15 protein-coding genes and 1 pseudogene are annotated in these 25,620 nt (G+C 47.1%); 8 read left to right on the forward strand and 8 right to left on the reverse strand.

Annotated elements, in window-relative coordinates; translation table 11 throughout:
- Positions 1 to 74: 74 nt before the first annotated feature.
- The gene (locus EZE20_RS05115) at positions 75 to 914 is read right to left on the reverse strand and encodes an XRE family transcriptional regulator (protein WP_132115212.1); all 840 of its coding nucleotides are present in this window, start codon (positions 912 to 914) and stop codon (positions 75 to 77) included.
- A gap of 73 nt (positions 915 to 987) precedes the next feature.
- Here EZE20_RS05115 and dinB point away from each other — a divergent pair, with 73 nt between their 5' ends.
- A complete protein-coding gene (gene dinB, locus EZE20_RS05120) occupies positions 988 to 2,127 on the forward strand; it encodes a DNA polymerase IV (RefSeq protein WP_132115214.1) in 1,140 nt (379 codons plus the stop codon).
- 5 nt (positions 2,128 to 2,132) lie between these two features.
- Positions 2,133 to 5,075 (forward strand): DNA polymerase III subunit alpha, encoded by a 2,943-nt coding sequence (locus EZE20_RS05125; RefSeq protein WP_132115216.1) that lies wholly within the window; start codon positions 2,133 to 2,135, stop codon positions 5,073 to 5,075.
- Positions 5,076 to 5,189: 114 nt separating this feature from the next.
- Here the strand turns inward: EZE20_RS05125 and EZE20_RS05130 are convergent, their stop codons facing one another.
- From EZE20_RS05130 to EZE20_RS05145, 4 genes are all read right to left on the reverse strand, one after another.
- On the reverse strand, positions 5,190 to 6,992 hold the full coding sequence (locus tag EZE20_RS05130) for a hypothetical protein (protein WP_132115218.1): 1,803 nt from the start codon (positions 6,990 to 6,992) through the stop codon (positions 5,190 to 5,192).
- A gap of 648 nt (positions 6,993 to 7,640) precedes the next feature.
- Positions 7,641 to 8,147, reverse strand: coding sequence for a hypothetical protein (locus tag EZE20_RS05135; protein WP_132115220.1), 507 nt, complete (start codon positions 8,145 to 8,147; stop codon positions 7,641 to 7,643).
- Positions 8,144 to 9,379, reverse strand: a complete 1,236-nt coding sequence (locus EZE20_RS05140) for an AAA family ATPase (protein WP_132115222.1) — start codon at positions 9,377 to 9,379, stop codon at positions 8,144 to 8,146. Before EZE20_RS05140 ends, EZE20_RS05135 begins: the two co-directional genes overlap by 4 nt.
- An 836-nt stretch (positions 9,380 to 10,215) precedes the next feature.
- Complete coding sequence (locus EZE20_RS05145; protein ID WP_132115224.1) at positions 10,216 to 10,704, reverse strand: amidohydrolase family protein; 489 nt, start codon at positions 10,702 to 10,704, stop codon at positions 10,216 to 10,218.
- A 303-nt stretch (positions 10,705 to 11,007) separates the two neighbouring features.
- Here EZE20_RS05145 and EZE20_RS05150 point away from each other — a divergent pair, with 303 nt between their 5' ends.
- The gene (locus tag EZE20_RS05150) at positions 11,008 to 13,017 is read left to right on the forward strand and encodes a histidine kinase (RefSeq protein ID WP_132115226.1); all 2,010 of its coding nucleotides are present in this window, start codon (positions 11,008 to 11,010) and stop codon (positions 13,015 to 13,017) included.
- 6 nt (positions 13,018 to 13,023) lie between these two features.
- Here the strand turns inward: EZE20_RS05150 and EZE20_RS05155 are convergent, their stop codons facing one another.
- Complete coding sequence (locus EZE20_RS05155) at positions 13,024 to 14,820, reverse strand: M61 family metallopeptidase (protein ID WP_132115228.1); 1,797 nt, start codon at positions 14,818 to 14,820, stop codon at positions 13,024 to 13,026.
- A 229-nt stretch (positions 14,821 to 15,049) separates the two neighbouring features.
- Between EZE20_RS05155 and EZE20_RS05160 the strand changes: the two genes are divergently transcribed.
- From EZE20_RS05160 to EZE20_RS05175, 4 genes are all read left to right on the forward strand, one after another.
- A complete protein-coding gene (locus EZE20_RS05160) occupies positions 15,050 to 16,576 on the forward strand; it encodes a sulfatase family protein (protein WP_132115230.1) in 1,527 nt (508 codons plus the stop codon).
- Between the two features lie 12 nt (positions 16,577 to 16,588).
- Entirely contained in the window at positions 16,589 to 17,662 is a 1,074-nt protein-coding gene (locus EZE20_RS05165; protein ID WP_228713560.1) for a formylglycine-generating enzyme family protein, read from the forward strand.
- 268 nt (positions 17,663 to 17,930) lie between these two features.
- Positions 17,931 to 19,355 carry a sulfatase family protein gene (locus EZE20_RS05170; RefSeq protein ID WP_132115232.1) on the forward strand — a complete coding sequence of 475 codons (1,425 nt, stop codon included), beginning with the start codon at positions 17,931 to 17,933 and terminating at the stop codon, positions 19,353 to 19,355.
- A 139-nt stretch (positions 19,356 to 19,494) separates the two neighbouring features.
- Positions 19,495 to 21,972, forward strand: coding sequence for a zinc-dependent metalloprotease (locus tag EZE20_RS05175; protein WP_228713562.1), 2,478 nt, complete (start codon positions 19,495 to 19,497; stop codon positions 21,970 to 21,972).
- A gap of 75 nt (positions 21,973 to 22,047) precedes the next feature.
- Here the strand turns inward: EZE20_RS05175 and EZE20_RS05180 are convergent.
- Positions 22,048 to 22,346 (reverse strand): annotated as a pseudogene (locus EZE20_RS05180) (HigA family addiction module antitoxin).
- Between the two features lie 230 nt (positions 22,347 to 22,576).
- Here EZE20_RS05180 and EZE20_RS05185 point away from each other — a divergent pair.
- On the forward strand, positions 22,577 to 24,961 hold the full coding sequence (locus EZE20_RS05185; RefSeq protein WP_132115234.1) for an alpha-L-rhamnosidase-related protein: 2,385 nt from the start codon (positions 22,577 to 22,579) through the stop codon (positions 24,959 to 24,961).
- Positions 24,962 to 24,987: 26 nt separating this feature from the next.
- On the opposite strand, the gene EZE20_RS05190 is transcribed toward EZE20_RS05185, so the two are convergent.
- Entirely contained in the window at positions 24,988 to 25,593 is a 606-nt protein-coding gene (locus tag EZE20_RS05190) for a DNA-3-methyladenine glycosylase family protein (protein WP_132115236.1), read from the reverse strand.
- Positions 25,594 to 25,620 lie beyond the last annotated feature (27 nt).

The following is a 25,620-nucleotide window of genomic DNA, read 5'->3' on the forward strand; positions in this document are numbered from 1 at the left end:
TTACTAAAATTTAGATAAAAATACGGCAAGTGGCGGGAGTTACGCATTTTGTTCCAAAGAAAATAGCCGTGCGTTCAACCTTCCCCGGCCAGCTCACTGTCGGAACTTTGGCCATTTCGTAGTTCGCGTACTTCCCGCTTTACATCGAGTATCACCCGCATGATCTGATCCATATTGGTTTCGGTCAGGGGCAGGGTCCGGCTCTGAAAGCTATGGTATTTCCAGAGTTCCAAAACCTCCGAAGCATGTACCGTGTAGGGCTCGTAAAGGGTATTGAAAGAACCCAGGTACAGCGTGCCATCGTCTAGAACGCTCACCTGTTTGAACACAAAATCTCCCTCGCCTTTTAAGATAACGATACAGGGCGTACCGGGTCGGATCGAGGTCCAGTCTTCGATGTATTGGCCCAGAATGTCACTCCCTTCCGGAATCGGCAGCATCGAATCACCCGTGGTAGGAAACATCCGGTAGGTATGTCCGGTGGGTAGGTTGGGCAGCCGGAACTTAGGCAATGCCGCCAGAAACTCCGGATCGGCATAGCCGCTGCGGTAGCCCGCCTTGGCCTTGACGGGCACGTACTCAATGTTTTCGTGATTCTCCCCATCGACCGTAATGGCCAGCACGCGCAGGTTGCTGCCGGTCATGTACAGATCATTTCCAGCTTCCAGCTCGCGTATTTTTAACTCCGAGAGCTGCGCCAAATTTACTTTCAGGAGCGTGTCTACACTGATTTTGAAGAAGTTGGAAAAATTAATATAGTCTTCCGGCTGCGGCGCTTTGGTTTGCCCGTTTTCCAGCGCATTCAGCTTTGAGCGCGTCAGCGTGAGCTTTTCGGCTAATGTTTCCTGACTCAATCGCTTGCGTTCGCGCAGGAATTTGATGTTCGTCCCAAAAAATATTTTTTGCTCATTCATAATACTTTGTTATTATTACGATCAACACTTTGACACTAATCGTGTCAAAGGTAAAATAAAATTTCATAAAACCATGGAAAGACAGGTCGTACATTGTGATTTGGATACTTTTTTTGTATCCGTAGAAAGACTTTTAAACTCATCGCTGACGGGCAAGCCCGTACTCATTGGCGGCAGCAGCGACCGGGGCGTGGTGGCCTCGTGCAGCTACGAAGCCCGGCAGTTTGGTGTACACAGCGCCATGCCCATGCGCATGGCCCGGCAGCTCTGCCCGGAAGCAATCGTGGTGCGGGGCGATATGGATCAGTACAGCAAATATTCAACCATGGTAACGGCCATTATATCCGAAGCCGCGCCGTTGGTCGAGAAAGCGAGTATCGACGAGCATTACATTGACATCACGGGCATGGATCGTTTTTTTGGCTGCTGGAAATGGACGCAGGAACTGCGCCACAAGATCATGCACGAAACGGGTCTACCGATTTCGTTTGGGCTGTCGGTCAATAAAACGGTATCCAAAATCGCTACGGGCGAGGCCAAGCCCTGCGGGGAGAAAAAGGTCGATCAGGGCACCGAAAAAGTATTTCTGGCGCCACTTTCGATTCGCAAGATTCCGTCTATTGGAAACAAAACCTACATGCAACTGCGCAACATGGGGATTTCCAAAGTAGCCACGTTGCAACAAATGCCTGTGCTGACCATGCAGAAAGTGCTGGGAGCTAATGGTGTAACGATCTGGTCGAAAGCCAATGGCCTGGACGATGCGCCCGTGCAGCCTTTTTCGGAGCGAAAATCGATTGGCAAGGAACATACCTTTCAGCGCGACACCATCGACATTCCGGTGTTGCACAAGACTCTCCACGTCATGCTCGATGAACTAACCTTTGAACTGCGCCGCCAAAAACGCCTGACCTCCTGCCTGACGCTCAAAATCAGGTACAGCAATTTTGATACGCATACCATTCAGATGCACGTAGCGTATACGTCTTCCGAGCGGGTTTTGTCCGAAAAAGCCCTCGAACTTTTCGGCAAACTTTACTCCCGTCGGATGCTCATCCTGCTGATCGGTGTCAAGCTCAGCGGACTGGTGCAGGGGAGTCATCAGGTGGATTTGTTTGAGGATACCGAAACAGACCTTAATCTGTCGCAGGCCCTCGACCTGCTGCGCGCTCGCTACGGGATCCGGTCGGTGGTGCGGGGCATTAGCTTCTGAGGCTTATGCTACTCAATCTACATAGCTATTACAGCCTGCGCTACGGCACCATGAGCATCGGGGAGCTTGTGGAGGGAATGCTCCAAAATGGCTACGACACAGCCGTTTTGACCGATATCAATAATAGCACGGGTGTGCTCGAATTTGTGAAAGCCTGCCGCGAGCGGGGACTCTATGGCCTGGCCGGGATGGAATTTCGCCGGGCTGATGAGCTCCTTTTTATTGGGGTGGCGATCAACGAAACCGGCTTTCAGGAACTGAACGAACACATGACGCAGGCCAACCGTGCGCATACGGAGCCGCCTGATACGGCGCCGGAGTTCAGGCAGGTGTACGTGATTTATCCCTTTGGTAAAAAACAACCCGCCGACCTGCGCGACTTTGAGTACATCGGGGTGCCCCACATGGTTCTGAACCGCCTGTCGTTTGTACCTCCCGCCGAGCTGGATCGCTACGTGATCTGGAATCCGGTGAGTTTTCAGAGCCGGGAGTCGTTTCGGCTGCACACGCAGCTGCGGGCCATTCAACACAACCTGCTGATAAGTCAGCTTGGGGTGGAGCAATGCGCGGATGCTTCCCATTGTTTTATTCCAAAAATAACTCTGATGAGTCTTTACCGCGATTTTCCGCAGCTAATCCGGACAACCGTACGGCTCATTCAGAACTGTTCTTTTTCCTTTGATTTTAAGGAAGTTAAAAATAAAAAAACCTTTACCGGAAATCTTTATGATGACAAACAACTCCTCTACCGCTACGCCATGGATGGCTTGCAGCGCCGCTACGCCCACGACCACATAGAAGCCCGCGAGCGCATTGCCCGGGAATTGGAAATCATTGATAACCTGCATTTTAGTTCTTATTTTCTTATTACCGATGATATTTGCCGGTACGCCGCCCGGCGTAATTTTCACTACGTGGGCCGGGGCAGCGGGGCCAATTCCATTGTTGCCTATTGCCTGGGAATTACCGACGTGGACCCCATCGAGCTGGATTTGTACTTTGAGCGCTTTTTGAATCCCAAACGCAAAATTCCCCCCGATTTTGACATCGATTTTAGCTGGGATGAACGGGATGAAATGTACGACTATATTTTTCGCCGCTACCAAACGGGCCACACCGCCCTGATGGGCGCCATGAGTACGTTTCGCTCGCGCTCCATTATTCGTGAACTGGGAAAGGTGTACGGACTGCCCAAAGCTGATATTGATCGCCTGGTGCATGAGCCCGACAATATCCTGAACCGCAACGAAATCACCGACCTGATTCTGTCGGTGTATTCACAAATGGCCGATTTTCCCAATCAGCGAACCATTCATGCCTCAGGCGTGCTGATTTCCGAAAAACCCCTTACGTGCTACTCCGCATTGGACTATCCGCCCAAGGGCCTGCCAACGGTTCAGTTTGATATGTATACGGCGGAGGATATTGCGTTTGAAAAATTCGATATTCTTTCGCAGCGCGGCATCGGCCACATCAAGGAGGCCGTTCGACTGATTGAGAAAAATCAGGGGAAATGGGTGGATGTATCTACTCCAAAGCCTTTTTTTCAGGACCCTCAGCTGGCAACTCAGCTCCGCAACGCCGATACCATCGGGTGCTTTTATATTGAAAGTCCCGCGATGCGGCAGCTGCTCTCCAAGCTGCGGTGCGACAACTACCTCACGCTCGTGGCGGCAAGTTCCATCATTCGGCCGGGTGTATCGTCGAGTGGCATGATGAAAGCGTACATTGAAAGGCATCATAACCCGGACGCGGTGCAGTATCTACATCCAGTCATGGAACGCGAACTCAAAGAAACCTACGGGGTCATGGTGTATCAGGAAGACGTTATGCGCATCGGCCACCACTACGGCGGGCTCGACCTGGCCGATGCGGATGTGCTGCGGCGGATGATGTCGGGCAAAAGCCGCAGTAAAAAACATCTGGAAGAAATCGAGGATAAGTTTTTTGCCAACTGCCGGCAGAAAGGCTACGCCGAAGAAACGTCGCGGGAAATATGGCGGCAAATGGAAAGTTTTGCCGGATATAGCTTCAACAAGGCTCACAGCGCTTCCTTTGCCGTGGAAAGTTACCAAAGTCTTTATCTGAAAACGTACTTTCCCCGGGAATTTATGGTGGCGGTTCTCAACAACTACGGAGGCTTCTACCCCCGCATGGTATACGTCAACGAAGCCCGCAGGGCAGGAGGGATTATCTGTTTACCTTGTGTCAATAAGAGCGAGTACCGAACCAGCATCTACGGGCGCGACATTTATCTGGGTTTTGACTGCCTGCTGAATCTGGAAGCAAAACTCGGGCAGCAGATTGCCCGGCACCGAAGAGAGCACGAAGAATTTTCGGGCCTGGAAAATTTCGTCATGCGTACGGGGGCAGGCCTCGAACAGCTGATTATCCTGATTCGGGTCGGGGCGTTTCGGTTTACGGGCATTGGCAAAAAAGAACTGCTGTGGGAAGCACACCTGTTGATGAATTCTTCCGCCGTCGTGCCGAAAGGGCAGCCACTTTTTGAGCACCGGGAAGCGCAGAAACCTACCTTACCGCCCCTGGAAACTTCGCCGCTGGAAGATCTGTACGATGAGCTGGAACTCCTGGGTTTTCCTGTAAGTAAACCCATGTTTACCCTGACCAAAAGCGACTACACCGGCAACGTGGTAGCCCAAAGCATGAAAAATCACGACGGGCAGCTTGTGCGAATGGTTGGAGAGTTTGTATGCTCCAAAACCGTTCCGACCCGCAACGGCAGCTACATGAAATTTGGTACATTTCTTGACATAGAGGGCAATTTCTTCGATACGGTTCACTTCCCGCCTTCCCTCAAAAGGTACCCGTTAGCGGGTCACGGTGTTTTTTTGATTGAAGGTAAAATCATCACCGAGTTTGGCCATCCCTCGCTCGATGTACGAAAAATTGGCCGGATGCCGCTGTGGCCCGATCCCCGGAGTGAATAGAGCGCAGCCGGCATCCGGCAGGAGTAATTGGCCTAAAATGAGCATGTATTTTAGCCGGCTAAGGATAGAAATTTTCTCAAAAATTACTACCCGACCTGCGGCAAAAAACTAAACTCAGGCAGCCGTAACAGTTTGCGACTGACCTACCTGCAGCAACTCTTCCTCAATGGCTTTTAGCTGAGCGGTCATTTCCTGCTGATAGGCCGCTGCCTGATTGCTCAGCTGCGGAATGAGCCTTTTGTAATAGTCGATACCTACCAGCAGCTGCTCTTTAAACTTGGACAGGTAGCGGGCTTTTTTATCAGTAAACTGCCGGGCGTTGAGTTCGAGATCTTTACGGTAATGTTCCAGATACAGGCTCAGCTCGTTGATAAACATGTTTGGGCGGGTCACGTGGCTAAGCAAATTCATTTTACCATAAATATGACTAACCATTTCGTCCAGTGAATAAACCCTTGAAAACCAGGCAAGATTTGGCCCCGGACAGATCGAAACGGCTTTGTCTTCGCGCGGCATCAGCAGCTGATTTTTGATGAGCGTTGCCGTACTCAGTCCGTCGCACAGGCAGAGTTTTTCGGTGACGGCCTCCACCTGTTGTTGCAACTCCGCTTCCGGCAGATTCTGCGCGTGGAGCTGTTTGATTTTCAGGTGTTGATACTGCCGGGAAGCCGTACAGATGGGCTCAGCAGTGAATTCGGTATTGGAAACCAGGTATTTTTTCTTGCAGGGACTGCCCGGCCGGCCTTTGGCAATGCGGGAAAGCCGCTGTCTTTCGGCACTGCTTCGCCGGAAATTATTGAACAAAACCCCCAAAGGCGATGAATTGCTGACGTAATAATCCGAGCGGTCGGCTTCTGCCAGATTTTTCAGCGTCTGATCGTCTACATTGGTAACTTCCGGAACCAGCAAAAACGGGCTCCCCCAGCCGGTGGCGTCTACTTCGTAGTGTTTGAGTAAAAATTCATTTTCCTGGGCCGTACCAATGCCGCCCTGAACGGTAATTTTCTGCACCGGCGCTACGCGTATTTCCAACTCTTTTTTGGCAAGAGCCGCCGCGTACAGACCCATCAACTCGTCGCGCATTTCCTGTTTCTTTTCCTTAAATTCTTCCAGAATCGGCCCGAGCAAATAGCCGTCGGTGGCAAAGGCATGCCCGCCGCAGTTCAAGCCCGACTCAATCCGGAATTCAGACACCCAAATCCCTTTTTTGGCCAGGTACTTGGCCTGTATAAATGCTGAGCGGAAGTCACTGACTTTCAGAATAATCTTTTTGCGAAGCGTCCCCGTTTCATCCGGGAAAAAATCTTCAAAATGTTCGAGGTAATTATACAGTCGGGGGTTCATGCCCGCCGACAAAATCAGCGACGAGCGCAGCGTACTTTGGGCAAACCCACGCAGGGCCGCCGACGCATCCGAAAACTCATCACCCAGCGATTCTCCCAACACATCCTTATTTAACTTATCGACTTTTGACATAATATTCACATCAATATCGCCCTTCATCAGTCCGTTTCTCAGCTCGTCTTCCAGGAGTGCTTTTTGGTCCGGTGCCGTCGTTTGGAGATAGTGCAGATAGCGTTTTTTGAACGGCGAATGATCGGGCAAAAGCTCAAAATAGCGGGTAATATCCGACCCCGGCGTGAAAGGTTGCTGCTGGATGTCGGCAAATTTTTTATCTACCATCCGCTGCATCAAATCCAGATAGGCCGTAATGCGCCGACTTCTGAAATCGGGCTCCGTGGTAGCGATTGGCGTAAACGTCTCGCCGTTTTTGATGGTATGGTACTTGCGCATCCGTTCAATCATTTCATCATCGACGATAGAGGCCACCGAAGAAATGCCAAGAGGAGAAACTTTTAGGGGGGTATCAACCGAGTAGCCAAGTCCTAAAACCGGAATATGAAAGGTATGCATCATCCTATAAAAAGTGAGTGGTTCAATGGAAAATAGTTTGGCTCAAAACTACCCGGAACTTTCCCCAAAAAAATTGACCCACACCAGCCCGATTTATGACATAGGTCATTTTGGAGGTTGGTGTAGGGTGGTTGTGGTGCCGTTTGCCGTTATTGAATATAAGGTTGGGGGTGAAGGATTAAGGGAGAGAAATTCGTAAATTAACGAACCATTCTATTTTAAAAACTCCTCAAAATTGTCTCTTGAAATGACCTGGGTTATCGCATCCGGGTAGGCTTCGGTAAACGTTTTTGAAAACTTTGCCTTGGCTTTGGGGGTCCATTTAAACTCAAATGCATGCAGCCGCCAAATTCCTCAATACAATAAATTTCCCGAATTCCACCATTTTCTAAGTAGATTTTCCAGCTGTTTTTTAATCATTTTAGTATAAAATACAGATTATAATCTACAAATTTATATAAATTCATAGATTACGTCTATCAAAATTGGCCAATTTATACAAATGATTATCGTCAACCGATTGCATCATTAGGGCATTCCATAATTCCCACCTTCTATGAAATCCTCGAAATGCCGCTGCCTGAAATTGAATTAAAATCCACTTACACGCATCAAACCAAACTGCTGGTTGGAGCTAGTATTCTTTTCATCTCATACTAACTTAATTCGTGCTTCAATTCTTAAAATGTACTCTGTGTCGCGGAAAAACTTCTCCATTCGTCCAATTTGGCTTATTTTAAATTTTGGATGCTCACTGTTTGATATATAAGCCTTTTTTTGATTGAAACTTTCAGAAAATTCAGTCTTTTCAAAATGTTTTATTGAGTTTTTTAATTGAAGCTCAGCTTCTTCAACCCAGGAATTGCCTTTTGCACCACGTTGTTTAAGTTCGACAAAAATTACAGTAGAGTTGTAAGTTAACATACCATCACAACGCTTTTCCATTTTTCCGTCTGCTCCCTTAATTTCAATACAGTTGTCAATTGCCGTGAAGGTAGTTTGATGCCTATTTTCATTTTCAACCACTGCAATCCACTTAGCGCCATCAAGTTCATCAATGTAAGCAGGGTCTTTGGCAGGACCCGGGTTGTCACAAAGCCCAAAGATTTTTTTGTCAGATTGAGTCTGACAGCTGGCTATTTCAAACTCGATACTCATATCCCTTGCTGAATTTCCAGTAGTTGAGCAAATAGTTCATTGCTTTCATCGAGTTGTTCATTCAGTTCATTAGCGTCTGACGGAAGCCCATTTTGAGTTTCAAGTTTTGTTATAGAGCCATCTTTCTCATGTAGCTCATAAATAGCAAGTTCATCTCCATTTAAAGTCGATTTGCCTGGGACTATATCATTGAGTTTTTCCAGATCCGTATCGTTTATTATTCTGTTTTTAATAAAATTGGCCTTTACCGATAGCGATAAGCAATTAATTAGGTACGGACTATGAGTCGTAATTATCAATTTATTTCCTTTATTGATATTATTAAATTCTAAAAGACTAAAAAGCATTTTTTGTTGAGAAGAAGGAAAAAGATTTTGTTCTGGTTCTTCAACAATATTGATAAAAGCTGTTTTATTAAATTTAGATGATAAAACCGAAAGTGCGATTCTCTTTTGTTCGTCAGTTAAGTTGTCATTGCTCCAAATATCTTCAACTCCTTTTTTAAAACGTTGCATTTCTTCACTGCTCATGGGCTCTTTATCAGAGTCACTTTGTTTCTTAACGGAATGGGCCAGGTGGTGAGAAACTAAGTACAGAGGAACAAGTGATTGGAATCCACTTGATGCTTCGGTCAATTTGACTTTGAACCCTTCTCCTTTGAGATTTAGTGTGTCATTCAGTTTATCATACTCAACTTCTGTATTATTAATTGGCAATCGGAGCAATCCTTTTAAATCATTCTTTGCGTTATCAAACTCAGTTAAAAACTCTTTTAACGAATCGGAAGAAAGTTTTAATTCTTTTGGTGTTTTGACATAAGTAATGAAATTTCTCTCCGCAGGAACATACATTATTTGAGGAAGTTGATAGGAGGTATCATTTACTTCTTCAATGTAAAGAGAACCATTTTCATAGTTTATATTGAATGCCTCGCCTTTGTATTCAATAACAGAATGATCAATACCGTTAACTTTGAAATAGTTTTCCAGCCGATGGTAATTTAAATACTGGTTTTTGAGTTTATTTTTTCTTTCAAACCATTTTTTGTTATAATCGCCTCTCACTAAGGCTTTTTCTATCCAACTGAAAGTAGAAATAAGCTTAGCAACCGTGCTTTTACCCGAACCTTGATTTCCAATAAAGACCGTCACTTTTTTAATTTCAATCCACCCATCATTATCCTGATAACCGTCTTTGATTGGTCCGAAATTTTTTATCTTTATTTTGCTCATTTCTGATATGGTGATGTGGTTTAAAAGTTTAATTATTTTTCTTTTTTTAAAAATTTTCGGCACATGAATATCTTGGTATAGCTAGCTGTTTTAAATTGAAAACATTTACTTCAATTTAAAAATGAGCTGATTTGAAAGCTAAATTTTCTTTTATAAAATTAACTATTAGTTATCTTAAAAGGTTTTTTACCAAGGCAGAAGTTATTTAGATTAACATTAATGATGTAGAGGAGATTTTTTTAAAATACTCATAGATCGTGGAATGTTTGGTTACTCAGTTAACGTCTTTTTTGTCCAATAATACTCGCCCCTATAATCATCATAATGCGTCATATACCCTTTACTAATGCCTAATGCTATAATATGTCCCCTTTGGTTATATGGAATCTTACTTAATTGCACTACACCGCTATGTTCGAATGCTAAATTAGCGAGGCTATCTGAATTTTCCTTGCTAAGTGAATGAAAAACCTCATAAACGGAGAATGAGGATCTTTCATCATTTTATTAAAATCATTTATATCGAGTTTTATACTTCCACAAAATATTTTGACTCTTTCTTCTTTTCCTACCATTAATTTTAGATAATCAAACGTAGTTACTTTGGTTAATTCTGAATATGAAATGCAATATTCTTTTCCTTCTATACTTTGAAGCACAATATATGTGGAAGACAGTGGAGAGAACGGTTCTGTTTCTCCACATTCATACTCTTTTGAGCATCCAATAAATATAAGAAACAATACAAAAGTCTTAGCGTACTTCATTTCTGCCCTATGTAAGCTATAACCGCTATTTTGGCTTTTATGGCAAAAATAGCGGTTAAAACCAAACAATCAACGCATCCGCTTGATGCTGTTGAGGATTTTGATGGCGTCTTTTTCAGCCTGCTTGTCTTCGTCGTCAAATACGATGGCGATGAAAAAATTGGTTTGGGTGCGGGGGTCAAGCATGCCTGCAAACATAATCCGCGAGCCATCTTTGACACCTTCTACATAAAAGCCTTTCAGCCCGTTGGAAGAAACTGCCGTGGCTTCATCGATTTCGTCGAGCTCCATTTCTTCGGCACCGGCTACGGTGGCCTCTTCAAGGTCTTCGAGCGTAATGTCTTCTTCTACAATTTCCATGATCAGTTCCATGCCTTCGCCGCTCATTTCGAAGGTTTCGCTTGTGTTCTTATTTACCTTAAAATCATCAGGGACCGTGATTTCCAGGCGGTAATCTTCCCATTGAAAGGTGCTTTGTGCCTGAGCTGCCGGGGAGAGTGTACCCGTAAGTATGAGCAAACAAAGCAGGCGGGAAAGGATAGTGAAGGGGTTTTTCATACGAGTTAGTTTGGATTAAATTGTGAAAAATGAGGACAAACTTAGATAAAATTTATGGCACGAAATGCAGTCCTGTCAACTATATTTTCAGTAGTAAAAAGCTCATTTAAATAGTTTTTTTTGTACCCAAAAGACACTATTTGTCGAAGCCTATACAGGCAGAAATTTTGCCTGAAATGACCGGTAGATCGATGGCTGATTGTAATTTTTAAAAAAATCTATAACCTTTCGGTGGTATTTGGCTGGAAGAAAAAAAATGAACCCAATCGAGCCAATGATTGTACGCACTTTTTGTTTACCTATATGACTCAAACGTTGGTTCGGGCCCTGTGGCTGGGGATTTTGTTTGTACTGAGCGGCAGCTTGTCGGCCTGGCCTCTCGATACGCTTGATACGCAAACTTTGCCCGACCGCTTTTATTTATATGAGCGTACGCAGGTACTTGAAACCTCCCTCGAAACCTCCCTGTCAGATGCGCTGTCGCGCCCGGGCTGGGCACCTCTTCAGCCTGACAGCCCCACCCGAAGTGACCGGGCGTACTGGCTGCGGGTTGTACTGAAAAATAGCGCTGATCAAGAGAAGAAGTTTTTCATTTATACCACAGTAAATCAAACAGTTACGGTTTATTTTTCGAGCAGAGAAAGCGCTGAATCAGTACAGGCTGGTTCGATGATCCCGACTCCCCAGTGGGCGTCGGCGGAGTCAGACATGTACATTCCGTTGGTAATTCCGGCCAAAGGAAGCCTACCGCTCACGATCCGGGTAGCCAACGCACAGAGCTGGCTGCCCTTCTGGACGGGCCTGAACTCGCCTCGACCAGCGCTGAGCCTGTTGATGGAAAGTGAGCTGTACCACTACCGCCGCCACTTTTCGGACGTACGGGGAAATCTTCCTGAGTTTTCGTACCGCACCTGGGTGCAGGGGGCGCTGGCCTTTTGGCTGGTTTTTATAGGGTTAATTTTTCTGCGTCATCGTCACAGGCTCTATCAGTACTACTCTTTATATGTGCTCGGCGCGTTTCTGTATGCGATTCTCAAAAGCCGGACGTACACGCCTTTGGGCCAATGGCTTAGCTATGCACCCATGTTGCGCACTCACCTGCCGGAAGTTGTACTTTGGGCGGCTACTGCGGCCTATTTTTACTTCATCAGCGAACTGCTCGAACTTCCCCAAAACCATCCCCGGATTAATCAGTGGCTGCGGCGAGTGGCCTGGGTTTTTATGGGTTATGCGGTTTTGTATGGTGTAGTGATGAGCATGACCAACGACGGCGGGTTTCACCTGATTGCTTACCGGGCTATTCGCTTTGTTGGATTGGTAGTGCATCTATTCACCATTGGCTGGATCGCCCTGCGGGTGCAGTCGCCGCTGACGCGTTATGTCGTTTGGGGATATAGCGTGCTGGCCGTGGTGGGGATTCTGGCCTGGCTTCGCAGCAGCGAAATCCTGCTGAAGGGCGTCAAATTGCCCGGCTCGGTCGACGATTTATTTACGATTACGTTCGGGGTTTTGCTAGAAATTCTGGTGTTTGCCCTGGCGCTGGCGCATCGCATCAAGCTGCTCAACGATGAGCGGCAGGTAAGTCAGCAGGAGCATCTGCAAATGATTGAAAAAAAGAACAGCTACGAGCGGCAATTGGCCGAAACCGAAATGAAAGCGCTGCGCAGTCAGCTGAATCCACACTTTTTATTCAACAGTCTTAATAGTCTGGAATACCTGATTTTGACCAAAGATAACACGAAGGCATCCAGTTATTTAACAAAATTTTCCAGACTGCTGCGCACGATTCTGAATCATTCCAGGGCTAAAACCATTTCGTTGCAGGAAGAACTAAACGTACTGAAACTGTATCTCGAAATTGAGAAAAACAGATTTGGCGACGGCTTCCGATTCAGCATTGACCTTACGCCCGACATCGATCAGGAAGCGATCGTTATTCCGCCGCTTTTGTTGCAGCCCTTTGTCGAAAACGCCATTTGGCACGGCCTGATGCCCAGTCCGCTGCCCGACAAAACGTTGGCCGTACGTCTGACGTTACCTAACGAAAACACGCTGCTAATTGAAATTGAGGACAATGGCATTGGCCGCAAAAAGTCGGCAGAGATGAAGCAGCATTCACTTAAATTTCAAAAATCGCTGGGCATGGAAATTATCAATCAGCGAATCGTGCTGTTTAATCAAACCTACGTTTCTCAGATGCAGGTTGATATTCTGGATGTCGACCCGGTCGGTACCCTCGTGCGCATTACTTACCACCTCAACTACGAATCGGAGTCGTCGGAACGGCACGTAGATATTCCGACGGCTCCGTAATGGTTTTTACTTTTCTTCCAGCCATTCCTTTTGTTTCTTCTGAGCAGCGGCCGACGGGCTCACCTGCAACGAAGTACGGTACGATGGATCTGCCTGAAAAGTCAGGCTAGTGGTCTGCTTTTTTCCAAATCGCTCGTAGCCAACTTCAACCGTTTCGCCTACTTTAAATTCGGCCAGGAGCTTTTCTGCGGTAGTACCGGGCGCAATGGGTTTATAGCCCAGCGATACAATCCGGTCGCCTTTGGTCAGACCCGCTGCGTAGGCCGCACTGCCCTGCGTAGGATGTGAGACCAGCGTAGCTGCCTCATTCTGTACTTGCAGCGAAACGCCCAAAGCGGCGCGTGAGGCATCTTTTTGCGCAAAATCAACGCCCACGCCAGCCAACAGACGCTTATAATCGGGCATATTGGAGGCAAAAATGTAGGTGCTAAAAAACGACTGACCAAACTCTTTTCCTGCATATGTTTCCAGCGCCAGTTGCAGGTCGCGGACAGTATAGGGCTGCTCGTGTTTGCCGTAGGTTTGCCAAACAGCCTGCATGAATCCATCAAGCGAAAGTCCGTTGTCCAGGTTTCGCAGCGACAAGTCTAGCGCCAGACCGAGCACACTGCCGTAGGTGTAGTAAGAAATAAAGGTATTTTCGCGGTTGACCGGATCGAGCGACGTAGCGGCGTCAACAAACGGTGCCTGATAACTCATTTCGATGGGCGTAAAAAAAGCTCGTGCGGGCGAATTCCAGACATAATTCAGGCTTCCTGATAGCCCTTCTACGTATTCCTGCGAAGTAATAATCCCCGCCCGGCGCAGGATCAGGCTCGTGTAGTACTGCGTAAAACCTTCGGCAAACCACAGTTCACCCGACATGTTGGCTTCGGTATAATCAAAGGGTTGCAGCGATTTGGGCCGGATGCGCTCAACGTTCCAGCAGTGAAAAAACTCATGCGAAACCGTGCTGGCATTTCCTTTCATACCACCGTCTTTAAGGCTTCTCGTGCTGGTTAGTACGGTAGAGTTGCGGTGCTCCATGCCGTCGCCCGACACATGTCCGAGGTAACAGGCCAGAAAGGTGTATTGACCAAAATCAAAATCGGGCAGTTCGCCATAGACCGATTTTTCCTGCTGCACAATCCGGCGCACCTGAGCTATGTAGGTATCCAGCTCGGCCTCCGTGCCCCCGTGGTGCAGCGCAAAGCGAATGGAATAGGATTTTCCGTTGGAAGTTTCGGTAAATTCCCGGAGCGAAAAATTACTTATTTCCGTGGGGCTATCCATAAAATAGTCCAGATCCGGCGCCATAAAGACATTGTTGCCCAAGTCTTTAAGCTGCGTAGCCACTTTCCATTTCAAGTCCTGACGAACGTCAAATTTTACCCGAACGGGCCGCTGCGGATACTTCGGCGCGTACAAAAACGTGGCCGGAATGTTGAGGTGGGCGTGCGTTTCGTCGATCTGCGAATAGGTACCGTCGCCGCGGTTGGCAAAAAGCGTATAACTCACCCGCACCGTGCCGTGGTGCCCGCTGATGTCCCATTGGTAGGGGTTGGGGCGCGTCACAGTCAGAGATTTACCGTTTTCGTCGGTAGCTTTAAGATTGTAGACATTTTTGGCAAATTCATGAATGGCATAGCGCCCCGGTGAGGTGCGGCTCATGCGCAGTTCCAGCGTTTTGTCTTCCAGGCCCGTGAAGGTAGCCGCAATCTGCGCCTCGTGGTGAACTGCCTGCGGAAAAGAAATTTGATAGTCGTGATAGGTTTGGGCACATACGCTCGTGAGCGCTATACAAAACAAAAATAGATAGTTCATGAAAGGTAGATCTATAAAATAAGTTGATCATATATAAAAAACAGAAAGACGAAAATAGCCCAAATCAGAATCTTTGCAAGATACGGATTTCACTTTCTAGACAACCGCAAGTAAAAAGCTTTTACCTTCCGGAAAAGTAATTCTGAATGAAACTTGCTTTTTTTAGGAAATCTACCAAAAAAATTAGAGCACGATACGTGCCGCCACCATCCTTTTATCAGCCATCTGCATGAAGTACCTGATTCTATTTTTTCTGGCCCCGCTGCTGGGTTTTTCGCAAACAACGGAACGGCCAAATATCGTATTTATTTTTTCGGACGATCATGCCTATCAAGCCATTGGTGCCTACGGCAACCGCATCGTCAAAACTCCGAACATTGATCGTTTGGCCCAGGAAGGAGCACTTTTTACCAATAGTTTTGTCACAAATTCAATCTGCGGACCGAGTCGTGCAACGCTGCTGACGGGAAAATACAGTCACAAAAACGGCTACAAACGAAACGACCGCACGCTCTTTGATACCGGTCAAACGCTGTTTCCGGTGGAGTTGCAAAAGAACGGCTACCAAACTGCCTGGGTCGGCAAAATGCACCTCAACAGCCTGCCCAAAGGCTTTGATTACTGGAATATTCTGCCTGGACAGGGCCACTACTACAACCCTGACTTTATCAGTCAACCGCAGGACACCACCCGCTACACGGGCTATGTGTCCGACCTGATTACGCAGTTTTCAACCGAATGGCTCGACAAACGCGACACCAGCAAACCGTTCTTTTTGATTGTAGGCCATAAGGCCGTACACCGCGAATGGTCACCGGCGTTGGAAGATTTGGGCGCGTATGATGACGTTGATTTTCCAATTCCGGCCAATTTTTACGACGAGTACGCCGGGCGCGAGTCGGCCCGACAGCAGGACATGACGATTGACAAAACCATGCGCCTGAAAGAAGATTTGAAGGTTGGGCCGGACTACGATAAAGGATGGATTTATAGCCGGTTTACACCCGAACAGAAAAAAGTGTTTAAAGGATACTATGATAAAATTCAGGAAGATTTTAACCAAAAAAACCTGAGTGGAAAAGCGCTCGTAGAATGGAAGTATCAACGTTACCTCAAAGACTACTACGCCACCGCCAACGGACTGGATCGCAACATTGGGAAGCTGCTGGACTACCTGGATAAGAAGGGATTAGCCAAAAACACCGTGGTGATTTATGCCTCGGATCAGGGATTTTATCTGGGCGAACACGGCTGGTTCGACAAACGGTTTATCTACGAGGAATCCATGAAAACGCCCTTTCTGATTCGATATCCGGGAGTGATCAAACCGGGTTCGAGGCCGCAGGAAATGATCCTGAACATTGACTGGGCCCCCACCGTGCTGGATATTGCCCAGGTGAAAGCCCCCGCCGATATGCAGGGGAAATCGATTTTCCCGCTACTAAATTCCAGACAAACCGCCAAAACTCCCTGGCGAAAAAATGTGTATTACCACTACTACGAATTTCCGCAGCCGCACCACGTATATCCACATTTTGGCATCCGCACTACCCGCTATAAATTGGCCTATTTCTATGGAGGTGCCGATTCGTGGGAGCTTTTTGATTTGCAAAAAGATCCTTCCGAAATGACCAATCTGTACGGTAAAAAAGGAACGGAAAAAATCACTAAACAGCTAAAAGATAGCCTCAAAATGCTCATGCAAACCTATGAAGATAAAGAAGCAATGGACGTACTTGCATCGGCAAAACAATAATTTATGATAAAAATGAAATCGATTAAAATGTATAAAAAACCAGGAGGAAAAGTGGTTTGTGTGCTGGCAATGTTGGCTGTTTTACAGCTAGGTTGTCAGTCGGGTGAAGATAAAAACAAGGATACAACCGCAAGCTCAGAATCTACGCAGGCGGAAGATAACACAGGATTTAGTCGGGTTCAGGGTGGCGACACAACGGGCATGGTCTGGATTTCGGGCGGGACATTTCTGATGGGTGCCGACGAATTTCCCGATTCCCGGCCACTGCATAAAGTGACCGTCGATGGATTTTATATGGATGCCCACGAAGTCACCAACGAGCAGTTTGCAGAATTTGTGCAGGCTACGGGTTATAAAACTGTGGCCGAACGGCCGTTAAACCCTGCTGATTATCCGGGCGTTCCGGTCGAGAAACTCGTGCCGGGCTCAGCCGTATTTACCTCTACTTCACAGCCCGTTTCGCTGGATAATCCGTTGCAGTGGTGGGAATACGTGGCGGGGGCCAATTGGGCGATGCCCGAAGGCAAAGGCAGTAGCTGGAAAGGTCGCGAAAAATATCCGGTGGTGCATGTTTCCTACGAAGATGCGGCTGCTTACGCCAAATGGGCGGGCAAGCGCCTGCCGACCGAAGCCGAGTGGGAGTTTGCCGCACAGGGAGGAAAGGGAAACCGTACATACTACTGGGGAGAAGAATTGAAGCCTGGTAATCAATGGGTTGCAAATATTTATCAGGGAAGTTTCCCGGATAAAAACACCACAGAAGACGGCTTTGCCAAAGCGGCACCGATTAAGTCGTTTCCTGCAAATCCGTACGGACTCTATGATATGGACGGTAACGTCTGGGAATGGTGCTTTGATTTGTACCGGCCGGATACGTATATGAACAGCGCGGCCAAAAACCCGACGGGCCCCACCGATAGTTACGATCCCGACGAACCGGGGGTCGTGAAACGGGTACAGCGCGGGGGTTCATTCCTGTGCAGCGATAGCTACTGCGTGCGTTACAAAGCCGGGAGTAGGGGTAAAGGTGAGGTTACAAGTGGTAGCGATAATCTGGGCTTTCGCTGCGTGATGGATCGGAAGTAAAAAAAGATATTTTATGTCAACTATTTACCTTGATATTGAAGATTTAAATCAGATCATGGAATTAAACTCTTGCCTGAATTACACAAAATCAGCCTCAGCGAGGCATCCTGTTTGTAGTATCATTCTGTGTTCAAAAGCCCATCAGCTCCGTTAGGAGCGACCCGTTGGTAATGTAAATTATCCACTCCTAACAGAGGTAATGACTTTACACAAATGCTTATAATCTAGCCTTTTAAATTATTGCAAATAAACTATTCGCTACTTGAAAATGAAGAAAAAAGCAGCCATACTTTTAACACTTTTAACCGGAATATTTGGTTTAATTGCCTTTCAGTTTTCTACCAAAGAGCGCCCTCCCAATGTCGTGCTGATCTACATTGACGATATGGGTTTTGGCGATTTGGGCCGCACGGGCGCTATTGACTACCAAACGCCAAATTTTGACGACATGGCGGCCAAAGGGCTGTTCTTCTCCAACTATTACACCCCACAGGCGGTTTGTTCGGCCTCGCGTGCCGGACTTCTGACGGGTTGCTACCCCAATCGTGTCGGGTTTAGTGGAGCCACCGACCACACGGCCAAAACGGGAATCAATGCCGACGAAGAAACAATTGCCGAGCTGCTGAAAACCAAAGGATACGCCACGGCGGCTTTTGGCAAGTGGCACCTGGGATTTCAGAAAGAATTTTTACCCGTCAATCATGGATTTGATCTATTTTTTGGCATTCCCTATTCCAATGACATGTGGCCCAATCACCCGGTCAACAAAAACTATTACCCGCCCCTGCCGCTCATTGAACAGGACAAGGTCGTGGGTACCAATCCTGATCAGCGGCAATTTACGACCTGGTTTACTGAGCGGACGATTCAGTTTATAAAGGACAATAAGCGCAAGCCGTTTTTTGCCTATTTGGCGCATCCTATGCCGCACGTACCGCTGTTTGTGTCAGATAAATTTAAAGGTAAATCCAAACAGGGTTTATACGGAGACGTACTCATGGAGCTTGACTGGAGCATTGGCGAGATCAGAAAAACCCTTCGCGAGCAGGGCTTAGACAAAAATACGCTGCTGATTGTGACCTCCGACAACGGCCCGTGGCTCACCTACGGGGATCATGCCGGAAGCGCCGGAGGGTTTCGGGAAGGCAAAGGAACCACCTTTGAAGGCGGCCACCGGGTGCCGTGCCTGATGGAATGGCCGGGGGTGATTCCGGCAGGCGCGGTATGTAATTCGATGGTGGCGGGCATGGATATACTGCCCACCATTGCCGAGGCAACGGGTGCGACATTGCCCGTCAAAAAAATTGATGGGGTGAGTTTGTTGGCTAATTTGAAAGGTAAACTTGACGCGCAGCCCCGGCAGACGTTTCTGTATTACTACCGAAAGAATTCGCTGCAAGCCGTCCGGCATGACAACTGGAAGCTCGTTTTTGCGCATCCGGGCCGTACCAATGAAGGATTTTTACCGGGGAAAGGAGGTATGCCTGGCAAAGCTAACGAGAACTTCAACCACCAAGGCGGGCTCTACGACCTGCGGCGCGACCCCGGCGAGCGCTACAATGTTGAAAAGGAATTTCCGGAAGTAGTGGCTGCCCTGACCAAAATTGCCGATGAAGCCCGGGAAGATTTGGGGGACGATCTGACCCAGAAAACAGGAGCTAATCGCCGGGCTGTGGGACGAGTGAATGAGTAGTGATTGTGTAAATTTATAAAAATTAACAATTAATAACAGGTTACAAATAGTTAATTAGTCTTTCGTATTTCAAATTACCTGTATATTTAAGGAGCAGTACCTACTGCTCCTTTTTTTCATCAATAAATACAAAAAAACAATGTTAAAATTTTACCAGTCCATAGGATGTCTCTGTCTGTTGGGAATGGCATTGGTTGCCTGTAATGTCGCCAAAACTCCACCACAAGCTGCCGCACCAACGGCCAAAACAGAGGAAATAAAGCCTGCGGCGAAAGGAGGAATCAAAAAGTTTAAGGATGTTATCGGCAAAGACGCCGTTACGGATGAGGGAGTATTTACCATACACCGCGTCGGAGAAAAGTACTATTATCAGATTCCTGACTCATTGCTGGGCCGTGATTTCTTGTGGATCAGCCGGTTTGCCAGCCTGCCTTCCGGGCTTGGCGGCGGTTACGTAAATGCAGGTTCTTCGGTGAATGAACAAATGGTGGAATGGCAGAAATGGGGCGAGAAAATTCTGCTAAAATCCAAATCGTACGGCTCAGTAGCGGCTGATTCTCTGCCTATTTATTTGTCGGTGAAGGCCAACAACTATCAGCCAACGCTGTATGCGTTTGATATTGCAGCGCTTGCACCTGACTCGGCAGGCTACGTTATTGACGTAACCAGGTTTTTGAGCAGCGACGTAAAAGCATTCAGCGGACTGGATGCTGACATGCGCAAAACCTACAAGGTGAGTCGGTTAGATGATACACGCAGTTTTATTTACAGCGTCAAGAGCTTTCCGCTGAACCTGGAAGTAAAGCAGGATTTTACCTATGACGCTGCTGAGCCGCCTACCAATTCAGCCACTGGAACGCTAAGTATCCTGATGAATCAGTCGATGGTGCTGTTACCCAAAGTACCTATGCAGCCGCGCATCAACGACTACCGGGTCGGCTACTTCACAATCCGACAGCTCGACTACGGCTCGGAGGCTTTGAAGGCCGATGAAAAAACCTACATCCGTCGCTGGCAACTTGTCCCTAAGGATATTGCCGCTTATAAGCGCGGCGAGCTCGTAGAACCCATCAAGCCGATTGTGTATTACCTCGATCCGGCTACTCCTGAAAAATTGAGACCATACATCAAAGCGGGAGTGGAACAGTGGCAGGAAGCTTTTGAAACAGCCGGTTTTAAAAATGCTATTCTTGCCAAATATCCCCCAACGCCCGAAGAAGACCCCGATTTCAGTCCCGAAGACGTACGGTATTCGGTCATTCGCTACGTAGCCAGTACCACGCGCAATGCGGTGGGCCCCAGTGTATCGGATCCGCGTTCAGGAGAAATTATTGAAAGTGACATCATTTGGTACCACAACCACCTGCGCTCGTACCGCAATCGCTACCTGCTCGAAACCGGAGCGGCCAATCCGGGAGCTCGTACGCTCGATACGCCGATGGAAGAGCTGGGAGAGATGATGAAAGAGGTGATTACCCACGAAGTTGGACACGCCCTGGGCCTGCCCCATAACATGAAGGCCAGTGCCGCATACCCCACCGACTCGCTGCGGTCTGGGCCTTTTACGCAGAAGTACGGCATTGCGGCTACCATTATGGACTACGCCCGCTATAACTATGTGGCGCAACCCGGCGACCCCGGCATACGCTTCGTGCGCCAATTGGGACCCTACGACCACTATGCTATCAACTGGGGCTATCGGTATTTGCCCGATGCCAAAAGTGCCGAGGCGGAACAACCGACTCTTTCTGGCTGGATCAATGAAAAAAGCGGCGATCCTATCTATCAGTTTGGAAGCGGAAGCGGAGGTTTTGACCCGAGCAGTCAGACCGAAGGCGTAGGAGATGACGTGGTAAAAGCCAGCACCTACGGACTTAATAATTTGAAAGTTGTGGCGAAAAATCTTTATGACTGGACCGCCGCCCAAACTAACGATTACGATGATCTCGAAGAGCTCAACGACGAGTTGATGGGCGTATGGAGCCGGTACATCGGGCATGTGGTCACGAACGTGGGTGGTGTGTACGAAAATCGCCTGCGTCCCAATCAGCCCGGTTATAAGTATGAGGCGGTGACTGCCAATCAGCAGAAAGCATCGGTCGATTGGCTTTTGGCTCATGCGTTTACGTCACCGGAATGGTTGCATCAGGCCAAAATTTCCCGCAACGTACATCATGCCAGCTATGTCGACGGCATCCGAAGTTTGCAGGCCCGACATCTGAACAATCTGCTTTCGCCTGACCGGATGGCGCGGTTAATGGAAAATGAAATCAACGATGTGCCTTACACGGCCCTGACGATGGTCGAACAGCTGCAAAAAGGAATCTGGAACGAAGCCTACAAAGAAACTTCCATTGATATTTACCGTCGAAATCTGCAAAAAGCTTATCTTGACCGCATGCAGTATTTGCTAAACGAAAAACCAACGGTCAGCCGCAACGGCACGCCCGTTTCGGTGAGTCAGTCGGATATCCGTTCGATTGTGCGGGCCGAGTTGGTCCAGTTGCAGCAGCAGTTAAAATCTTCCCAAAACCGTTTTAAGGATGACCTTTCGCGCTACCACGTGCAGGATGCACTCGTGAGGATTGAACGAATCCTGACGCCAAAAGGAGAATAAAGTAAAATCCCCAAATCTTCTGAAACACTAAGATTTGGGGATTTTTTAATGATTGATTTTTTAGCACATTATCTGTTAACCGGCAAGCTGAGGTGCATTATTTCTTATTTTGATCAAAAGCTCGCTTATATATTCTCCCTCTTCCTCAATATCAAAATCATCCTGTAAGCCAAGTCAGAATTTTGGCGTCTTTCCAAAATAAGCAGCTAGTTTGAGGGCAGTATCAGCCGTAATTCTTCTTTTGCCTTTGATTGAGAAATCCGCGTCTGCGGTATATCGGTATCTTTTGATAGTCTGTAAGCCGTAATCCCAAAAGGACGCAAAAATTCTTCATGTAAAATTTCACCAGGGTGTATGTTTGCTAGTTTTTCCATGTTCTATTCTTTTATAGTTAATGATAGTCAGTCGCTGCTTTTCAGGCTATAAACCATCAATAAAAAGTTACCCGGCAGTCTTCAACGGATTAGAAATTTAGTGAATGTACCTTTTTAAATTTTTCCAGGCAAATTGTTTACAACGATTCCTTTTTTCAAAGTAAAAAGCTGAAACAGAAAATGATCGTAGCAAGGAATTACCTAAACTAAAATCTGATAATCCATTCATTATGAATCGAATATATACACTTTTCCTGTTAATTCTGGCTCTCATTTCTGGAACAGCACGTGCCCAAACAGTCGAACCGGATGTGCTTAACAACAGCTGGCAGGCTCTTTGGATCACCGTTCCGACGGCTACAACCGATGGGTATGGGGTATATGTTTTTAGAAAATCGGTAGATCTTCCTACCAAGCCCACAAAATTTGTGATTCATGTTTCAGCGGATAATCGCTACAAGTTGTATGTGAATGAAAAATTCGTGTCGCTGGGTCCGGCCCGAGGCGATTTGAGTCACTGGAACTACGAAACCGTGGATATTTCTCCGTATCTGAAAGCGGGAAAAAATATCATTGCCGCGCAGGTATGGAACGAAGGCAATTTTAAACCCGAAGCCCAAATTAGCTACCGAACGGGCTTTATTTTGCAGGGAGCAACGTCGGTAGAGTCAATCCTGAATACCAACACGACCTGGCTTTGTGAACAGGACCGAAGTTTTGCGCCTTTGCCATTTCAGGTAAAAGCGTACTACGTATCGGGTCCCGGGGAAATTCGGACAATGGCCAACGCATTAAAAAACTGGCAAAGCGAATCGTTCAATGACTCAAACTGGCAAAAAGCGAAAGCGATTTTTGCCGGAACGCCCAAAAACCAACTCGGGCCCTACGGTACGATGAGCGGGTGGATGCTTGTGCCTTCAATTATTCCGCCTATGGAAATGAAACCGGAGCGGCTGCGCGCCGTGGTGTTCTCAAATGAAGGTGTTAGAATTCCGGCTGAATTTCCGTTGCAAAAAAAGGATTGGTCAGTTCCGGCCAACACAGCGGCAACGATTATTTTGGATCAAACCTATTTAACAAACGCTTACCCGCAGATAGAATTTAGCAACGGCAAAAATGCGTCGATTAGCCTGAGCTATGCCGAAACTATGTATACGGGCTATCCTGCAAAAGGCAACAGAGACCAAACCCAAGGAAAAGTGTTTTTAGGGCGTACCGATAGTCTGATTTCTGATGGAACTACCCGGCAACTATTCACGCCGCTTACCTACCGGACCTATCGCTACGTACAGCTAAAAATTGTTACCCAAGAGGAGCCTTTGGTAGTTCATGATCTTTCGGGTACGTTTACAGGATACCCATTTGAGTTACAATCTTCAACCACAACCAAAGACTCAGAAATCAACCAAATGCTTGCCATTGGCTGGCGTACAGCTCGCCTGTGTGCCACCGAAACCTACATGGATTGCCCCTATTATGAGCAGTTACAATACATTGGCGACGGCAGGATTCAGGCGATGGTTTCGCTCTATAACAGCGGGGATGATCGTTTGGTAAAGAATGCGCTAAACCTGATGGATCAGTCACGGCAGCCCGAAGGCGTTACGTTCAGCCGGCACCCGTCCTACACGCCGCAGTATATCCCCACCTTTTCGCTGTGGTACATCGGAATGATTTACGATTACAGTCGCTATGGGTCAGATATTCAATACATTAAGCAAAAAGTGGGCGGTACGCGGCAGATACTGGATTACTTTAAATCCTACCAGCAGGCCGATGGATCGCTAAAAAACCTCCCGCAATGGACCTTTACGGATTGGGTAGATGATTCGTCAAAAGGCTGGAAATCCGGGATTGGCCCGATGGGTGCCGATGGAACTTCCGCCATGCTTGATCTGCAACTTTTGTGGGCGTTTCAGCTGGCGGCCCAACTGGAAACTGATTTGGGAATTGAAGGAATTGCGGCGAGTTATCAGGTCTCAATCGAGCAGCTAAAAAAGACTATCAGAAGTAAATATTGGGATACAACAAAAAAACTATTTGCAGATCGGCAAGAGAAAGATGTGTACTCACAGCATACCAACGCCCTGGCTATTCTGACGGGCGTGGCTGCTGCACAGGAGATGAAAGGAATCGCGCAGCAGTTGCTTCAAAACAAAGAAATGGCACCGGCGTCAATATATTTTAAGTACTATTTGCATCAGGCACTTATCAGGGCCGGGCTTGGAAATGATTACCTGAAATGGCTGGATATATGGCGGGAGAACATCCAAATGGGCCTGACGACCTGGGCCGAAACCTCGGATGTGAACACGACCCGCTCTGATTGTCATGCCTGGGGATCAAGTCCTAATATTGAATTTTACCGCACAATTTTGGGTATCGACAGCGATGGACTGGGTTTTTCCAAAGTAAAAATAGCGCCTCATTTGGGAAAGTTTACCGACATTGGCGGCAGCATCCCTCATCCCAAAGGAACGATTTCGACCACCTACAAGCAGGAAAACGGAGCCTGGAAAATTGAGATTCAGCTACCAAAAACGATTTCGGGAAGTTTGGTGTGGAAAGGAAAAACGATTGCTTTGAAAGAAGGAATGAATCAATTGAGTTTGTGAGAAAAGAGGAGAACGGCCTGGCATTTTCATTTTCCTTTTTGTTTCTGAAATTCTTTCCAACCCAAAAGGTATTTTACTGCCAATGATTTATTGGGGCTCCATTTCTCAGCAATTTCCATCATTTGGGCTTTAAGTTTTGTTGCGGCATTCAGACCATAGAGCCTGATCATCAGTTCTTTGAGATGAAAATCATCCGCAGGAAAAATATTGGGCCGATTCAGCGTATAGAGCAGGATCATATCGATTGTCCAGTCGCCGATTCCCCGAATCGCCGATAGCTTCTTTCTGACCTGCTGATCGCTTAACGAATTCCAGTCAACAGAATTTTCTTTAAAAAAATCAACCACCGCCACCACCGTTTCAAGTTTACGCAGGGACACCTTTATGTGTACAAGTGCCTTTTCTTCAAACTGTTCAAAATTATCGGTGGTAAGAATAGTAATGTCCGCACGCTTCAGCATGCGTTCAAATATTTTTTTGGTACTTCGGTAATGAATCTGCTGTTCGATAATACAGCTCAATAAATCCTGAAAAACATTCATGGTAGAAACTACCTTCGGCTCGGGAATTTGGCTGATAATTGCCGCCAATGTGGGGTCAGCGACCGCTAAGGATTGTGCATTCGCAGGCATTTATTTTCTTTTATTGTATGTGAAAAC

It is taken from the genome of Arundinibacter roseus (assembly GCF_004348825.1).
GTDB lineage: Bacteria > Bacteroidota > Bacteroidia > Cytophagales > Spirosomataceae > Arundinibacter > Arundinibacter roseus.

Bases quoted from the DNA above. Each gene is read 5' to 3' on its own strand.
- EZE20_RS05115 (WP_132115212.1), bottom strand. From the start codon at position 914: ATGAATGAGCAAAAAATATTTTTTGGGACGAACATCAAATTCCTGCGC.
- EZE20_RS05125 (WP_132115216.1), top strand. From the start codon at position 2,133: ATGCTACTCAATCTACATAGCTATTACAGCCTGCGCTACGGCACCATG.
- EZE20_RS05140 (WP_132115222.1), bottom strand. From the start codon at position 9,379: ATGAGCAAAATAAAGATAAAAAATTTCGGACCAATCAAAGACGGTTAT.
- EZE20_RS05175 (WP_228713562.1), top strand. From the start codon at position 19,495: ATGTTAAAATTTTACCAGTCCATAGGATGTCTCTGTCTGTTGGGAATG.
- EZE20_RS05185 (WP_132115234.1), top strand. From the start codon at position 22,577: ATGAATCGAATATATACACTTTTCCTGTTAATTCTGGCTCTCATTTCT.
- EZE20_RS05160 (WP_132115230.1), top strand. From the start codon at position 15,050: ATGAAGTACCTGATTCTATTTTTTCTGGCCCCGCTGCTGGGTTTTTCG.
- EZE20_RS05165 (WP_228713560.1), top strand. From the start codon at position 16,589: ATGAAATCGATTAAAATGTATAAAAAACCAGGAGGAAAAGTGGTTTGT.
- EZE20_RS05135 (WP_132115220.1), bottom strand. From the start codon at position 8,147: ATGAGTATCGAGTTTGAAATAGCCAGCTGTCAGACTCAATCTGACAAA.
- EZE20_RS05145 (WP_132115224.1), bottom strand. From the start codon at position 10,704: ATGAAAAACCCCTTCACTATCCTTTCCCGCCTGCTTTGTTTGCTCATA.
- dinB (WP_132115214.1), top strand. From the start codon at position 988: ATGGAAAGACAGGTCGTACATTGTGATTTGGATACTTTTTTTGTATCC.
- EZE20_RS05150 (WP_132115226.1), top strand. From the start codon at position 11,008: ATGACTCAAACGTTGGTTCGGGCCCTGTGGCTGGGGATTTTGTTTGTA.
- EZE20_RS05170 (WP_132115232.1), top strand. From the start codon at position 17,931: ATGAAGAAAAAAGCAGCCATACTTTTAACACTTTTAACCGGAATATTT.
- EZE20_RS05130 (WP_132115218.1), bottom strand. From the start codon at position 6,992: ATGATGCATACCTTTCATATTCCGGTTTTAGGACTTGGCTACTCGGTT.
- EZE20_RS05155 (WP_132115228.1), bottom strand. From the start codon at position 14,820: ATGAACTATCTATTTTTGTTTTGTATAGCGCTCACGAGCGTATGTGCC.
- EZE20_RS05190 (WP_132115236.1), bottom strand. From the start codon at position 25,593: ATGCCTGCGAATGCACAATCCTTAGCGGTCGCTGACCCCACATTGGCG.